The organism is Pseudomonas lundensis, from assembly GCF_015377145.2.
In the GTDB taxonomy this organism is placed as follows: domain Bacteria; phylum Pseudomonadota; class Gammaproteobacteria; order Pseudomonadales; family Pseudomonadaceae; genus Aquipseudomonas; species Aquipseudomonas lundensis.
In genome coordinates this window covers 3,829,058-3,843,218 of sequence record NZ_CP062158.2, presented here as the reverse complement: position 1 = coordinate 3,843,218, position 14,161 = coordinate 3,829,058, and the positions used below count along the sequence as shown (strand labels likewise).

Here is a 14,161-nt window from a genome sequence, read left to right as displayed (position 1 = left end):
TCCCAAAAGCCGGCTCCGGAATTTATGAGCCCCACTCCTTATTTCAAGGAAGACGGGTTGCTGCCAAAAACGCCGGGCGATGTGTTGCGCAATTACCGAGAGCAACAAGCGGCCTTTCATGGGTTTGAGCAAGCCGCGATGAGTGCTGCTTGGGCTGCCGGGCACGCATATGCGGGCGCCCCGTGCATGAAAATTGTGACGATCAGCCTGTGTTTTGACGGTACGAACAACCATGAACCGTCTGACAGCAAGGCCACACCTTTAACCACAACCAATGTGGCGCGTCTTTACCATGCAAGTTTGGGCGGCTCTGTTTATGAAGCAGAGGAGAGGGAGGGGTTTTACCGGTATTACATGCAAGGCGTTGGCACCGAGTTCAAGGATATAGGTGAATTTGAACCCAACAGTGACGGCCTGACAAAGGCGGTGGGCGGTGAGAATCGAATCAATTGGGGGATTACCCGTTTGATTGATGCGCTGAAGAAAGCGTGCGGCCAAAAACCTCTGACCATAAAAGATAGTTACAACCTTGTTAAAGATATGGGCACCAGCCTCACCGAAGATTTACTCGGCGTTTCGCTTTTCAAAAACAGCTATACCCGCCGCCAGGAAGTACTGGCGGCCCCACTGGCTGAACTTAAAAGCCAGATTGATGCGGCACACGCGTCTAAAACCATTCCTGAAATCAAGGCCGTGCGCCTGTTCGTGTATGGCTTTTCCCGTGGCGCAGCCCAGGCGCGGACGTTTGCCAACTGGCTGGAGGCCCTGACCAAGGTCGAGGTGGAGGGCCGTACGTGTTACCTGTTTGCTGGCCTGCCGATCAAGATCGTGTTCATGGGCCTGTTCGATACCGTGGCGTCGGTGGGGTTACCGTATATGGTGCCCTTTGCCGCCGGGCACATGGGCTGGGCCGATGGCAGCCTGCGCCTGAGCGATGACGAGGCCTTCCTTGAGCATTGCGTGCACATGGTGGCGGCGCATGAGCAGCGCAGTTGCTTCCCGGTGGATTCCATTCGGCGCAAAGCCAACCCGGACGACCCGATGTGCCCGTCCACTTACCGCGCCGGTACGGCGGAGTACATCTACCCCGGCATGCACTCGGATGTGGGCGGCGGTTACCCGCCCGGCGATCAGGGCAAGGCCTCTCAGGGTATAAAAGAGGTGGTGTCGCAGCTCGCTTTGCACCACATGTATGCCGAAGCCTACAAGGTTGGGGCGCCGTTACAGGCCCCTGCAAAAGTTTTTACTGAAAAGCTAAAAGGCGAACAACCTTGGTTGGTCATGAGCGACCCAACTTATCTTGAATTCGCCGTAGGCCCCACCGTCATCACCCGTTTCAACGCCTGGCTCAATGCCATGGACAACGGTCCGCTGGAGGAGGTGATGAGGCGCGAGGCGGGGTTGATCACCGGGTGGCGGATCAGCCGTTACGCCAAGGGCTGTGCCCCTCACACGCAGTCGTACAGCGATGTGATGAGGGATGGCGCGACCAAAGACATGAGCTCTGACGAGGTCAAGGCCTTCAAGGCGTTGCACGGCATGCAACTCAAGGCAGACGCGGCCGCGCTGGCGGGCGCGCCTGCTCCCGTTTTGACCGAGGTGCAGCTGGCCGAAAAAACAGCCCACGAAGCCATCAAAAAGAAGTACGAGGAACGTAGCAAGACCACGCCCGTGCAGAGGTTCAACACCAGCAAGGTGTACGAACCGTCCCTTGAATACCGGCAATTGCGCAACGCCATGGCCGATTTTCGACGCGACTACGTGCCGGAATGGAACCTAGACGCCAGCGAGTTTGTCGGCTGGGGAACGCTGTTAAACACGTTTCTCGGCGGGTTGGTCTACATGACCAATGAGCAGGATGAAGCGCAGCACTATGCCGACATGCGCAGGGATGGGGAGATCCGTTATGGGCAACTGTTCGGCCATGATGGCAAGGCGTTGAACGACAGTGTGTTGCCGATCATCCGCCTGTTCGATGAGCATGTGCATGACTCCCGCGCCTGGTTCATGAACGCGGAGTTGAATGAACGCGAGTTGTTCAGTGATTACTTCCGTTATCGCAACATCTTTTTCGACACCGAGTCCAACAACGAACTGACGTTGTTGGTGACCACTGAGCGCGTGGTGGGCGTGGCGCTGTCGGTGGCCAGCGTCGGCCTGAGCGTCAAACGCCATGACCCGCGCTTTCTGGTGGGGCTGATGATCCCGACCCTTGGCACCCCGGTGTTTCGCGGCAAAGTGGGCTTCCCGAGCATCAGCGCGTTTGACACCGTCACGCGCCGCGCCCTGCCCATGGTTGAAGGGCTGACCTCAATCCGCGCCTTCAGCAAAGACACGGCCAGCGCCGTCAAAGCCGCCCAGGCCTTGCCGCTGGCGCCGCTGCTGAGCGAAGCCACAGCCACGACCGAAGACCTGATCGCCATCCTCAAAGGCGAACCCGCCGAAATCCCCGTCCCAAGCACCGATGAACTGGCTCGCACCGCCGCCCGCAAATCCCGCTGGCCAAGCCCTGTGGAAATCGACCCCATTGAGCAGGCGATTGCCGAACTGGTCGGCGGCCACGTCTACGGCAAACCCTACTTTTTGGACATCGATTCGATTGTGTAGCGCACGTCTTTAAAACCTAACAATAAGAAATCACCTCATGACACACCTATTACGAATCTTGTTTATCAGCGGCCTTGCACTGCAAGGCTGCACCCCGTCAAAACCCGTGCGTCTGGGTGCCCCCATCGAGGGATACAGCCATACCTCGGCGGCGATTAACCGGTTTTCTGTGAATGGAGGCGGCGGACCGAATCTGGCGCCGTATGGCTACGGGGGTGGGCAAATGTGCTGCGCGTCATTGCCGGTGAAGTGGCACCCGGGACTGACGGTGGTGGTTGAGTGGGTGAAAGACCCTGATCCGTATGCTTCTGCGAATTGGCCTCCTCTCGGAACTGACGGCTATCGGGCTGCTTATAAGTTGCATGCAGCTAAGTACACCCGTCATCGAGCCGTTGTGCCTGTTGTGCAGTACGAGGACTTAGGAATTGTAAATGTGCATTTCCTGCCTTGTAACCAAGTAGCCGTTTCGGCTGGGACGACTTATCCGGGTCGTCCTGATTATCCGTTTCACTTCCCTCAAAAAATGCAGGAGCCCGCCACATGTCCAGAGTCCTGATTCGAGTCCTGTGGCTGACGTTGATCAGCGGCCTGTCGCTGCAAGGCTGCGCCCCGCCAAAGCCCGTGCGTCTGGGTGCCCCCATCGAGGGGTATAGCCATACCTCGGCGGCGATTAATTGGTTTTCTGTGAATGGTGGCGGCGGGCCGAATCTGGCGCCGTATGGCTACGGGGGTGGGCAAAATTGCTGCGCATCACTGCCGGTGAAATGGCACCCCGGGCTGACGGTGGTGGTGGAGTGGGAGAAGGATCCCAATCCGTATGACTCAGTCAATTGGCCTGATCCTCCGTTTTCGGATGCTTGGAGCAAAGCAGCCAGAGAGCATCAGGCCAAATACACCCGTCATCGAGCCGTTGTGCCTGTTGTGCAGTACGAGGACTTAGGAATTGTAAATGTGCATTTCCTGCCTTGTAACCAAGTAGCCGTTTCGGCTGGGACGACTTATCCGGGTCGTCCCGATTATCCGTTTCACTTCCCTCAAAAAATGCAGGAGCCCGCCACATGTCCAGAGTCCTGATTCGAGTCGTGTGGCTGACGTTGATCAGCGGCCTTTCGCTGCAAGGCTGCACCCCGCCAAAGCCCGTGCGTCTGGGCACACCCATCGAGGGGTATAGCCATACCTCGGCGGCGATTAATTGGTTTTCTGTGAATGGGGGCGGCGGGCCGAACATCAGTCCTTATAGCGGCGGTGGCAAACAAAATTGCTGCGCGTCATTGCCAGTTAAATGGCACCCCGGGCTGACGGTGGTGGTGGAGTGGGAGAAGGATCCTGATCCGCATGCTTACGTGAATTGGCCTCCTCTCGGAACTGACGGCTATCGAGCTGCTTATAAGTTGCATGCAGCTAAGTACACCCGCCATCGAGCCGTTGTACCTGTTGCGCCCTATGAGCGACTGGGTGCAATCGATGTGCACTTTCTTCCTTGCAATCAGGTTGCGGTTTCGGCAGTGGCGATGCTGCCAGGGCAACCCGGCTATCCGTTCAACTTCCCTCAAAAAATGCAGGAGCCCGCCACATGTCCAGAGTCCTGATTCGAGTCTTGTGGCTGATGTTGATCAGCGGCCTTTCGCTGCAAGGCTGCACCCCGCCAAAGCCCGTGCGTCTGGGTACACCCATCGAGGGGTATAGCCATACCTCGGCGGCGATTAATTGGTTTTCTGTGAATGGGGGCGGCGGGCCGAACATCAGTCCCTATAGCGGCGGCGGCAAACAAAATTGCTGCGTGTCACTGCCGGTGAAGTGGCATCCCGGGCTGACGGTGGTGGTGGAGTGGGAGAAGGATCCTGATCCATATGCTTCTGCGAATTGGCCTCCTCTCGGAACTGACGGCTATCGGGCTGCTTATAAGTTGCATGCAGCCAAGTACACCCGCCATCGAGCCGTTGTGCCTGTAGCGCCCTATGAGCGACTGGGTGCAATCGATGTTCACTTTCTTCCTTGCAATCAGGTTGCGGTTTCGGCAGTGGCGATGCTGCCTGGGCAACCTGGCTACCCGTTCAACTTTCCTCAAAAAATGCAGGAGCCTGCGACATGTCCACAACCATGAATTCATCTTCCCAAAAGCCGGCTCCGGAATTTATGAGCCCCACTCCTTATTTCAAGGAAGACGGGTTGCTGCCAAAAACGCCGGGCGATGTGTTGCGCAATTACCGAGAGCAACAAGCGGCCTTTCATGGGTTTGAGCAAGCCGCGATGAGTGCTGCTTGGGCTGCCGGGCACGCATATGCGGGCGCCCCGTGCATGAAAATTGTGACGATCAGCCTGTGTTTTGACGGTACGAACAACCATGAACCGTCTGACAGCAAGGCCACACCTTTAACCACAACCAATGTGGCGCGTCTTTACCATGCAAGTTTGGGCGGCTCTGTTTATGAAGCAGAGGAGAGGGAGGGGTTTTACCGGTATTACATGCAAGGCGTTGGCACCGAGTTCAAGGATATAGGTGAATTTGAACCCAACAGTGACGGCCTGACAAAGGCGGTGGGCGGTGAGAATCGAATCAATTGGGGGATTACCCGTTTGATTGATGCGCTGAAGAAAGCGTGCGGCCAAAAACCTCTGACCATAAAAGATAGTTACAACCTTGTTAAAGATATGGGCACCAGCCTCACCGAAGATTTACTCGGCGTTTCGCTTTTCAAAAACAGCTATACCCGCCGCCAGGAAGTACTGGCGGCCCCACTGGCTGAACTTAAAAGCCAGATTGATGCGGCACACGCGTCTAAAACCATTCCTGAAATCAAGGCCGTGCGCCTGTTCGTGTATGGCTTTTCCCGTGGCGCAGCCCAGGCGCGGACGTTTGCCAACTGGCTGGAGGCCCTGACCAAGGTCGAGGTGGAGGGCCGTACGTGTTACCTGTTTGCTGGCCTGCCGATCAAGATCGTGTTCATGGGCCTGTTCGATACCGTGGCGTCGGTGGGGTTACCGTATATGGTGCCCTTTGCCGCCGGGCACATGGGCTGGGCCGATGGCAGCCTGCGCCTGAGCGATGACGAGGCCTTCCTTGAGCATTGCGTGCACATGGTGGCGGCGCATGAGCAGCGCAGTTGCTTCCCGGTGGATTCCATTCGGCGCAAAGCCAACCCGGACGACCCGATGTGCCCGTCCACTTACCGCGCCGGTACGGCGGAGTACATCTACCCCGGCATGCACTCGGATGTGGGCGGCGGTTACCCGCCCGGCGATCAGGGCAAGGCCTCTCAGGGTATAAAAGAGGTGGTGTCGCAGCTCGCTTTGCACCACATGTATGCCGAAGCCTACAAGGTTGGGGCGCCGTTACAGGCCCCTGCAAAAGTTTTTACTGAAAAGCTAAAAGGCGAACAACCTTGGTTGGTCATGAGCGACCCAACTTATCTTGAATTCGCCGTAGGCCCCACCGTCATCACCCGTTTCAACGCCTGGCTCAATGCCATGGACAACGGTCCGCTGGAGGAGGTGATGAGGCGCGAGGCGGGGTTGATCACCGGGTGGCGGATCAGCCGTTACGCCAAGGGCTGTGCCCCTCACACGCAGTCGTACAGCGATGTGATGAGGGATGGCGCGACCAAAGACATGAGCTCTGACGAGGTCAAGGCCTTCAAGGCGTTGCACGGCATGCAACTCAAGGCAGACGCGGCCGCGCTGGCGGGCGCGCCTGCTCCCGTTTTGACCGAGGTGCAGCTGGCCGAAAAAACAGCCCACGAAGCCATCAAAAAGAAGTACGAGGAACGTAGCAAGACCACGCCCGTGCAGAGGTTCAACACCAGCAAGGTGTACGAACCGTCCCTTGAATACCGGCAATTGCGCAACGCCATGGCCGATTTTCGACGCGACTACGTGCCGGAATGGAACCTAGACGCCAGCGAGTTTGTCGGCTGGGGAACGCTGTTAAACACGTTTCTCGGCGGGTTGGTCTACATGACCAATGAGCAGGATGAAGCGCAGCACTATGCCGACATGCGCAGGGATGGGGAGATCCGTTATGGGCAACTGTTCGGCCATGATGGCAAGGCGTTGAACGACAGTGTGTTGCCGATCATCCGCCTGTTCGATGAGCATGTGCATGACTCCCGCGCCTGGTTCATGAACGCGGAGTTGAATGAACGCGAGTTGTTCAGTGATTACTTCCGTTATCGCAACATCTTTTTCGACACCGAGTCCAACAACGAACTGACGTTGTTGGTGACCACTGAGCGCGTGGTGGGCGTGGCGCTGTCGGTGGCCAGCGTCGGCCTGAGCGTCAAACGCCATGACCCGCGCTTTCTGGTGGGGCTGATGATCCCGACCCTTGGCACCCCGGTGTTTCGCGGCAAAGTGGGCTTCCCGAGCATCAGCGCGTTTGACACCGTCACGCGCCGCGCCCTGCCCATGGTTGAAGGGCTGACCTCAATCCGCGCCTTCAGCAAAGACACGGCCAGCGCCGTCAAAGCCGCCCAGGCCTTGCCGCTGGCGCCGCTGCTGAGCGAAGCCACAGCCACGACCGAAGACCTGATCGCCATCCTCAAAGGCGAACCCGCCGAAATCCCCGTCCCAAGCACCGATGAACTGGCTCGCACCGCCGCCCGCAAATCCCGCTGGCCAAGCCCTGTGGAAATCGACCCCATTGAGCAGGCGATTGCCGAAATGGTCGGCGGCCACGTCTACGGCAAACCCTACTTTTTGGACATCGATTCGATTGTGTAGCGCACGTCTTAAAACCTAAAAATAAGAAATCACCTCATGACACACCTATTACGAATCTTGTTTATCAGCGGCCTTGCACTGCAAGGCTGCACCCCGCCAAAGCCCGTACGTCTGGGTGCCCCCATCGAGGGGTACAACCATACCTCAGCGGCGATTAACCGGTTTTCTGTGAACAGGGGGGGCGGGCCAAACATTAGTCCTTATAGCGGCGGTGGCAAACAGAATTGCTGCGCGTCACTGCCGGTGAAATGGCATCCCGGGCTGACGGTGGTGGTGGAGTGGGAGAAGGATCCCAATCCGTATGACTCAGTCAATTGGCCTGATCCTCCGTTTTCGGATGCTTGGAGCAAAGCAGCCAGAGAGCATCAGGCCAAATACACCCGTCATCGAGCCGTTGTGCCTGTTGTGCAGTACGAGGACTTAGGAATTGTAAATGTGCATTTCCTGCCTTGTAACCAAGTAGCCGTTTCGGCTGGGACGACTTATCCGGGTCGTCCCGATTATCCGTTTCACTTCCCTCAAAAAATGCAGGAGCCCGCCACATGTCCAGAGTCCTGATTCGAGTCGTGTGGCTGACGTTGATCAGCGGCCTTTCGCTGCAAGGCTGCACCCCGCCAAAGCCCGTGCGTCTGGGCACACCCATCGAGGGGTATAGCCATACCTCGGCGGCGATTAATTGGTTTTCTGTGAATGGGGGCGGCGGGCCGAACATCAGTCCTTATAGCGGCGGTGGCAAACAAAATTGCTGCGCGTCATTGCCAGTTAAATGGCACCCCGGGCTGACGGTGGTGGTGGAGTGGGAGAAGGATCCTGATCCGCATGCTTACGTGAATTGGCCTCCTCTCGGAACTGACGGCTATCGAGCTGCTTATAAGTTGCATGCAGCTAAGTACACCCGCCATCGAGCCGTTGTACCTGTTGCGCCCTATGAGCGACTGGGTGCAATCGATGTGCACTTTCTTCCTTGCAATCAGGTTGCGGTTTCGGCAGTGGCGATGCTGCCAGGGCAACCCGGCTATCCGTTCAACTTCCCTCAAAAAATGCAGGAGCCCGCCACATGTCCAGAGTCCTGATTCGAGTCTTGTGGCTGATGTTGATCAGCGGCCTTTCGCTGCAAGGCTGCACCCCGCCAAAGCCCGTGCGTCTGGGTACACCCATCGAGGGGTATAGCCATACCTCGGCGGCGATTAATTGGTTTTCTGTGAATGGGGGCGGCGGGCCGAACATCAGTCCCTATAGCGGCGGCGGCAAACAAAATTGCTGCGTGTCACTGCCGGTGAAGTGGCATCCCGGGCTGACGGTGGTGGTGGAGTGGGAGAAGGATCCTGATCCATATGCTTCTGCGAATTGGCCTCCTCTCGGAACTGACGGCTATCGGGCTGCTTATAAGTTGCATGCAGCCAAGTACACCCGCCATCGAGCCGTTGTGCCTGTAGCGCCCTATGAGCGACTGGGTGCAATCGATGTTCACTTTCTTCCTTGCAATCAGGTTGCGGTTTCGGCAGTGGCGATGCTGCCTGGGCAACCTGGCTACCCGTTCAACTTTCCTCAAAAAATGCAGGAGCCTGCGACATGTCCACAACCATGAATTCATCTTCCCAAAAGCCGGCTCCGGAATTTATGAGCCCCACTCCTTATTTCAAGGAAGACGGGTTGCTGCCAAAAACGCCGGGCGATGTGTTGCGCAATTACCGAGAGCAACAAGCGGCCTTTCATGGGTTTGAGCAAGCCGCGATGAGTGCTGCTTGGGCTGCCGGGCACGCATATGCGGGCGCCCCGTGCATGAAAATTGTGACGATCAGCCTGTGTTTTGACGGTACGAACAACCATGAACCGTCTGACAGCAAGGCCACACCTTTAACCACAACCAATGTGGCGCGTCTTTACCATGCAAGTTTGGGCGGCTCTGTTTATGAAGCAGAGGAGAGGGAGGGGTTTTACCGGTATTACATGCAAGGCGTTGGCACCGAGTTCAAGGATATAGGTGAATTTGAACCCAACAGTGACGGCCTGACAAAGGCGGTGGGCGGTGAGAATCGAATCAATTGGGGGATTACCCGTTTGATTGATGCGCTGAAGAAAGCGTGCGGCCAAAAACCTCTGACCATAAAAGATAGTTACAACCTTGTTAAAGATATGGGCACCAGCCTCACCGAAGATTTACTCGGCGTTTCGCTTTTCAAAAACAGCTATACCCGCCGCCAGGAAGTACTGGCGGCCCCACTGGCTGAACTTAAAAGCCAGATTGATGCGGCACACGCGTCTAAAACCATTCCTGAAATCAAGGCCGTGCGCCTGTTCGTGTATGGCTTTTCCCGTGGCGCAGCCCAGGCGCGGACGTTTGCCAACTGGCTGGAGGCCCTGACCAAGGTCGAGGTGGAGGGCCGTACGTGTTACCTGTTTGCTGGCCTGCCGATCAAGATCGTGTTCATGGGCCTGTTCGATACCGTGGCGTCGGTGGGGTTACCGTATATGGTGCCCTTTGCCGCCGGGCACATGGGCTGGGCCGATGGCAGCCTGCGCCTGAGCGATGACGAGGCCTTCCTTGAGCATTGCGTGCACATGGTGGCGGCGCATGAGCAGCGCAGTTGCTTCCCGGTGGATTCCATTCGGCGCAAAGCCAACCCGGACGACCCGATGTGCCCGTCCACTTACCGCGCCGGTACGGCGGAGTACATCTACCCCGGCATGCACTCGGATGTGGGCGGCGGTTACCCGCCCGGCGATCAGGGCAAGGCCTCTCAGGGTATAAAAGAGGTGGTGTCGCAGCTCGCTTTGCACCACATGTATGCCGAAGCCTACAAGGTTGGGGCGCCGTTACAGGCCCCTGCAAAAGTTTTTACTGAAAAGCTAAAAGGCGAACAACCTTGGTTGGTCATGAGCGACCCAACTTATCTTGAATTCGCCGTAGGCCCCACCGTCATCACCCGTTTCAACGCCTGGCTCAATGCCATGGACAACGGTCCGCTGGAGGAGGTGATGAGGCGCGAGGCGGGGTTGATCACCGGGTGGCGGATCAGCCGTTACGCCAAGGGCTGTGCCCCTCACACGCAGTCGTACAGCGATGTGATGAGGGATGGCGCGACCAAAGACATGAGCTCTGACGAGGTCAAGGCCTTCAAGGCGTTGCACGGCATGCAACTCAAGGCAGACGCGGCCGCGCTGGCGGGCGCGCCTGCTCCCGTTTTGACCGAGGTGCAGCTGGCCGAAAAAACAGCCCACGAAGCCATCAAAAAGAAGTACGAGGAACGTAGCAAGACCACGCCCGTGCAGAGGTTCAACACCAGCAAGGTGTACGAACCGTCCCTTGAATACCGGCAATTGCGCAACGCCATGGCCGATTTTCGACGCGACTACGTGCCGGAATGGAACCTAGACGCCAGCGAGTTTGTCGGCTGGGGAACGCTGTTAAACACGTTTCTCGGCGGGTTGGTCTACATGACCAATGAGCAGGATGAAGCGCAGCACTATGCCGACATGCGCAGGGATGGGGAGATCCGTTATGGGCAACTGTTCGGCCATGATGGCAAGGCGTTGAACGACAGTGTGTTGCCGATCATCCGCCTGTTCGATGAGCATGTGCATGACTCCCGCGCCTGGTTCATGAACGCGGAGTTGAATGAACGCGAGTTGTTCAGTGATTACTTCCGTTATCGCAACATCTTTTTCGACACCGAGTCCAACAACGAACTGACGTTGTTGGTGACCACTGAGCGCGTGGTGGGCGTGGCGCTGTCGGTGGCCAGCGTCGGCCTGAGCGTCAAACGCCATGACCCGCGCTTTCTGGTGGGGCTGATGATCCCGACCCTTGGCACCCCGGTGTTTCGCGGCAAAGTGGGCTTCCCGAGCATCAGCGCGTTTGACACCGTCACGCGCCGCGCCCTGCCCATGGTTGAAGGGCTGACCTCAATCCGCGCCTTCAGCAAAGACACGGCCAGCGCCGTCAAAGCCGCCCAGGCCTTGCCGCTGGCGCCGCTGCTGAGCGAAGCCACAGCCACGACCGAAGACCTGATCGCCATCCTCAAAGGCGAACCCGCCGAAATCCCCGTCCCAAGCACCGATGAACTGGCTCGCACCGCCGCCCGCAAATCCCGCTGGCCAAGCCCTGTGGAAATCGACCCCATTGAGCAGGCGATTGCCGAAATGGTCGGCGGCCACGTCTACGGCAAACCCTACTTTTTGGACATCGATTCGATTGTGTAGCGCACGTCTTAAAACCTAAAAATAAGAAATCACCTCATGACACACCTATTACGAATCTTGTTTATCAGCGGCCTTGCACTGCAAGGCTGCACCCCGCCAAAGCCCGTACGTCTGGGTGCCCCCATCGAGGGGTACAACCATACCTCAGCGGCGATTAACCGGTTTTCTGTGAACAGGGGGGGCGGGCCAAACATTAGTCCTTATAGCGGCGGTGGCAAACAGAATTGCTGCGCGTCACTGCCGGTGAAATGGCATCCCGGGCTGACGGTGGTGGTGGAGTGGGAGAAGGATCCCAATCCGTATGACTCAGTCAATTGGCCTGATCCTCCGTTTTCGGATGCTTGGAGCAAAGCAGCCAGAGAGCATCAGGCCAAATACACCCGTCATCGAGCCGTTGTGCCTGTTGTGCAGTACGAGGACTTAGGAATTGTAAATGTGCATTTCCTGCCTTGTAACCAAGTAGCCGTTTCGGCTGGGACGACTTATCCGGGTCGTCCCGATTATCCGTTTCACTTCCCTCAAAAAATGCAGGAGCCCGCCACATGTCCAGAGTCCTGATTCGAGTCGTGTGGCTGACGTTGATCAGCGGCCTTTCGCTGCAAGGCTGCACCCCGCCAAAGCCCGTGCGTCTGGGCACACCCATCGAGGGGTATAGCCATACCTCGGCGGCGATTAATTGGTTTTCTGTGAATGGGGGCGGCGGGCCGAACATCAGTCCTTATAGCGGCGGTGGCAAACAAAATTGCTGCGCGTCATTGCCAGTTAAATGGCACCCCGGGCTGACGGTGGTGGTGGAGTGGGAGAAGGATCCTGATCCGCATGCTTATGGACGTTGGCCGGAACGGATGTTTTCTGATGAGTGGCGCAAGCGTATGGACGAGCACGAAACGCATTACACCCGTCATCGAGCCGTTGTGCCTGTTGCACGGTATGAGGAGTTGGGGCTTGTCAATGTGCACTTCTTACCTTGCAACCAAGTAGCCGTTTCAGCCGGTGCGACTTATCCGGGTCGTCCTGATTATCCGTTTCACTTCCCTCAAAAAATGCAGGAGCCCGCGACATGTCCAGAGTCCTGATTCGAGTCCTGTGGCTGATGTTGATCAGCGGCCTTGCACTGCAAGGCTGCACCCCGCCAAAGCCCGTGCGTCTGGGCACACCCATCGAGGGGTATAGCCATACCTCGGCGGCGATTAATTGGTTTTCTGTGAATGGAGGCGGCGGGCCGAATCTGGCGCCGTATGGCTACGGGGGTGGGCAAAATTGCTGCGCGTCACTGCCGGTGAAATGGCATCCCGGGCTGACGGTGGTGGTGGAGTGGGAGAAGGATCCCAATGTGTATGACTCAATCAACTGGCCAAAGCCCCGCTATTCGGATGCTTGGAGCAAAGCAGCCAGAGAGCATCAGGCCAAATACACCCGTCATCGAGCCGTTGTGCCTGTTGCACGGTATGAGGAGTTGGGGCTTGTCAATGTGCACTTCTTACCTTGCAACCAAGTAGCCGTGTCAGCCGGTACGACTTATCCGGGTCGTCCCGATTATCCGTTTCACTTCCCTCAAAAAATGCAGGAGCCCGCCACATGTCCAGAGTCCTGATTCGAGTCGTGTGGCTGACGTTGATCAGCGGCCTTTCGCTGCAAGGCTGCACCCCGCCAAAGCCCGTGCGTCTGGGCACACCCATCGAGGGGTATAGCCATACCTCGGCGGCGATTAATTGGTTTTCTGTGAATGGGGGCGGCGGGCCGAACATCAGTCCTTATAGCGGCGGTGGCAAACAAAATTGCTGCGCGTCATTGCCAGTTAAATGGCACCCCGGGCTGACGGTGGTGGTTGAGTGGGAGAAGGATCCTGATCCATATGCTTCTGCGAATTGGCCTCCTCTCGGAACTGACGGCTATCGGGCTGCTTATAAGTTGCATGCCGCCAAATACACCCGTCATCGAGCCGTTGTGCCTGTTGCACGGTACGAACGGTTGGGGGTTGTGAACGTGCACTTCTTGCCGTGCAACCAAGTGGCAGTTACCGCAGGGCTCATGATGCCCGGAACGCCCAAATATCCTTATCACTTCCCTCAAAAAATGCAGGAGCCCGCCACATGTCCAGAGTCCTGATTCGAGTCGTGTGGCTGACGTTGATCAGCGGCCTTGCACTGCAAGGCTGCACCCCGCCAAAGCCCGTGCGTCTGGGTACACCCATCGAGGGGTATAGCCATACCTCGGCGGCGATTAATTGGTTTTCTGTGAACGGTGCCGGTGGGCCGAATCTGGCGCCGTATGGCTACGGGGGTGGGCAAAATTGCTGCGCGTCACTGCCAGTTAAATGGCACCCCGGGCTGACGGTGGTGGTGGAGTGGGAGAAGGATCCCAATGTGTATGACTCAATCAACTGGCCAAAGCCCCGCTATTCGGATGCTTGGAGCAAAGCAGCCAGAGAGCATCAGGCCAAATACACCCGTCATCGAGCCGTTGTGCCTGTAGCGCCCTATGAGCGACTGGGTGCAATCGATGTTCACTTTCTTCCTTGCAATCAGGTTGCGGTTTCGGCAGTGGCGATGCTGCCAGGGCAACCCGGCTATCCGTTCAACTTCCCTCAAAAAATGCAGGAGCCTGCGACATGTCCACAACCATGAATTCA

15 protein-coding genes are annotated in these 14,161 nt (G+C 57.4%); all 15 read left to right on the top strand.

From position 1 onward, the window contains the following. Positions 1 to 24: 24 nt before the first annotated feature. The 15 genes from IF654_RS18105 to IF654_RS18035 are packed head-to-tail and all read left to right on the top strand — an operon-like array spanning position 25 to position 14,156. Positions 25 to 2,607, top strand: a complete 2,583-nt coding sequence (locus tag IF654_RS18105; RefSeq protein ID WP_230683727.1) for a T6SS phospholipase effector Tle1-like catalytic domain-containing protein — start codon at positions 25 to 27, stop codon at positions 2,605 to 2,607. A 37-nt stretch (positions 2,608 to 2,644) separates the two neighbouring features. Continuing rightward, a complete protein-coding gene (locus IF654_RS18100; protein ID WP_230683726.1) occupies positions 2,645 to 3,163 on the top strand; it encodes a DUF3304 domain-containing protein in 519 nt (172 codons plus the stop codon). Next, positions 3,148 to 3,681 carry a DUF3304 domain-containing protein gene (locus tag IF654_RS18095; RefSeq protein ID WP_047281844.1) on the top strand — a complete coding sequence of 178 codons (534 nt, stop codon included), beginning with the start codon at positions 3,148 to 3,150 and terminating at the stop codon, positions 3,679 to 3,681. Before IF654_RS18100 ends, IF654_RS18095 begins: the two co-directional genes overlap by 16 nt. Next, the gene (locus IF654_RS18090; protein ID WP_194862173.1) at positions 3,666 to 4,196 is read left to right on the top strand and encodes a DUF3304 domain-containing protein; all 531 of its coding nucleotides are present in this window, start codon (positions 3,666 to 3,668) and stop codon (positions 4,194 to 4,196) included. Before IF654_RS18095 ends, IF654_RS18090 begins: the two co-directional genes overlap by 16 nt. Then, positions 4,181 to 4,711, top strand: coding sequence for a DUF3304 domain-containing protein (locus tag IF654_RS18085; RefSeq protein ID WP_194862174.1), 531 nt, complete (start codon positions 4,181 to 4,183; stop codon positions 4,709 to 4,711). The genes IF654_RS18090 and IF654_RS18085 overlap by 16 nt, the downstream gene beginning before the upstream one ends. 32 nt (positions 4,712 to 4,743) lie before the next feature. Then, a complete protein-coding gene (locus tag IF654_RS18080; RefSeq protein ID WP_230683725.1) occupies positions 4,744 to 7,326 on the top strand; it encodes a T6SS phospholipase effector Tle1-like catalytic domain-containing protein in 2,583 nt (860 codons plus the stop codon). Positions 7,327 to 7,362: 36 nt separating this feature from the next. Beyond that, positions 7,363 to 7,884: a DUF3304 domain-containing protein gene (locus tag IF654_RS18075; protein ID WP_194862176.1), complete on the top strand. Its 522-nt coding sequence runs from the start codon at positions 7,363 to 7,365 to the stop codon at positions 7,882 to 7,884. Continuing rightward, positions 7,869 to 8,399 (top strand): DUF3304 domain-containing protein, encoded by a 531-nt coding sequence (locus IF654_RS18070; RefSeq protein WP_194862173.1) that lies wholly within the window; start codon positions 7,869 to 7,871, stop codon positions 8,397 to 8,399. The genes IF654_RS18075 and IF654_RS18070 overlap by 16 nt, the downstream gene beginning before the upstream one ends. Next, positions 8,384 to 8,914, top strand: a complete 531-nt coding sequence (locus IF654_RS18065; protein WP_194862174.1) for a DUF3304 domain-containing protein — start codon at positions 8,384 to 8,386, stop codon at positions 8,912 to 8,914. Before IF654_RS18070 ends, IF654_RS18065 begins: the two co-directional genes overlap by 16 nt. 32 nt (positions 8,915 to 8,946) lie before the next feature. Beyond that, positions 8,947 to 11,529: a T6SS phospholipase effector Tle1-like catalytic domain-containing protein gene (locus tag IF654_RS18060; protein WP_230683725.1), complete on the top strand. Its 2,583-nt coding sequence runs from the start codon at positions 8,947 to 8,949 to the stop codon at positions 11,527 to 11,529. Between the two features lie 36 nt (positions 11,530 to 11,565). Then, entirely contained in the window at positions 11,566 to 12,087 is a 522-nt protein-coding gene (locus IF654_RS18055) for a DUF3304 domain-containing protein (RefSeq protein WP_194862176.1), read from the top strand. Then, positions 12,072 to 12,605: a DUF3304 domain-containing protein gene (locus tag IF654_RS18050; protein WP_080960285.1), complete on the top strand. Its 534-nt coding sequence runs from the start codon at positions 12,072 to 12,074 to the stop codon at positions 12,603 to 12,605. Before IF654_RS18055 ends, IF654_RS18050 begins: the two co-directional genes overlap by 16 nt. Continuing rightward, positions 12,590 to 13,123 (top strand): DUF3304 domain-containing protein, encoded by a 534-nt coding sequence (locus tag IF654_RS18045; RefSeq protein WP_047281845.1) that lies wholly within the window; start codon positions 12,590 to 12,592, stop codon positions 13,121 to 13,123. The genes IF654_RS18050 and IF654_RS18045 overlap by 16 nt, the downstream gene beginning before the upstream one ends. Beyond that, positions 13,108 to 13,638, top strand: a complete 531-nt coding sequence (locus tag IF654_RS18040; RefSeq protein WP_194862177.1) for a DUF3304 domain-containing protein — start codon at positions 13,108 to 13,110, stop codon at positions 13,636 to 13,638. Before IF654_RS18045 ends, IF654_RS18040 begins: the two co-directional genes overlap by 16 nt. Then, entirely contained in the window at positions 13,623 to 14,156 is a 534-nt protein-coding gene (locus IF654_RS18035) for a DUF3304 domain-containing protein (protein WP_194862178.1), read from the top strand. The genes IF654_RS18040 and IF654_RS18035 overlap by 16 nt, the downstream gene beginning before the upstream one ends. Positions 14,157 to 14,161: the final 5 nt, after the last annotated feature.

Bases quoted from the DNA above. Each gene is read 5' to 3' on its own strand.
- IF654_RS18105 (WP_230683727.1), top strand. From the start codon at position 25: ATGAGCCCCACTCCTTATTTCAAGGAAGACGGGTTGCTGCCAAAAACG.
- IF654_RS18100 (WP_230683726.1), top strand. From the start codon at position 2,645: ATGACACACCTATTACGAATCTTGTTTATCAGCGGCCTTGCACTGCAA.
- IF654_RS18095 (WP_047281844.1), top strand. From the start codon at position 3,148: ATGTCCAGAGTCCTGATTCGAGTCCTGTGGCTGACGTTGATCAGCGGC.
- IF654_RS18090 (WP_194862173.1), top strand. From the start codon at position 3,666: ATGTCCAGAGTCCTGATTCGAGTCGTGTGGCTGACGTTGATCAGCGGC.
- IF654_RS18085 (WP_194862174.1), top strand. From the start codon at position 4,181: ATGTCCAGAGTCCTGATTCGAGTCTTGTGGCTGATGTTGATCAGCGGC.
- IF654_RS18080 (WP_230683725.1), top strand. From the start codon at position 4,744: ATGAGCCCCACTCCTTATTTCAAGGAAGACGGGTTGCTGCCAAAAACG.
- IF654_RS18075 (WP_194862176.1), top strand. From the start codon at position 7,363: ATGACACACCTATTACGAATCTTGTTTATCAGCGGCCTTGCACTGCAA.
- IF654_RS18070 (WP_194862173.1), top strand. From the start codon at position 7,869: ATGTCCAGAGTCCTGATTCGAGTCGTGTGGCTGACGTTGATCAGCGGC.
- IF654_RS18065 (WP_194862174.1), top strand. From the start codon at position 8,384: ATGTCCAGAGTCCTGATTCGAGTCTTGTGGCTGATGTTGATCAGCGGC.
- IF654_RS18060 (WP_230683725.1), top strand. From the start codon at position 8,947: ATGAGCCCCACTCCTTATTTCAAGGAAGACGGGTTGCTGCCAAAAACG.
- IF654_RS18055 (WP_194862176.1), top strand. From the start codon at position 11,566: ATGACACACCTATTACGAATCTTGTTTATCAGCGGCCTTGCACTGCAA.
- IF654_RS18050 (WP_080960285.1), top strand. From the start codon at position 12,072: ATGTCCAGAGTCCTGATTCGAGTCGTGTGGCTGACGTTGATCAGCGGC.
- IF654_RS18045 (WP_047281845.1), top strand. From the start codon at position 12,590: ATGTCCAGAGTCCTGATTCGAGTCCTGTGGCTGATGTTGATCAGCGGC.
- IF654_RS18040 (WP_194862177.1), top strand. From the start codon at position 13,108: ATGTCCAGAGTCCTGATTCGAGTCGTGTGGCTGACGTTGATCAGCGGC.
- IF654_RS18035 (WP_194862178.1), top strand. From the start codon at position 13,623: ATGTCCAGAGTCCTGATTCGAGTCGTGTGGCTGACGTTGATCAGCGGC.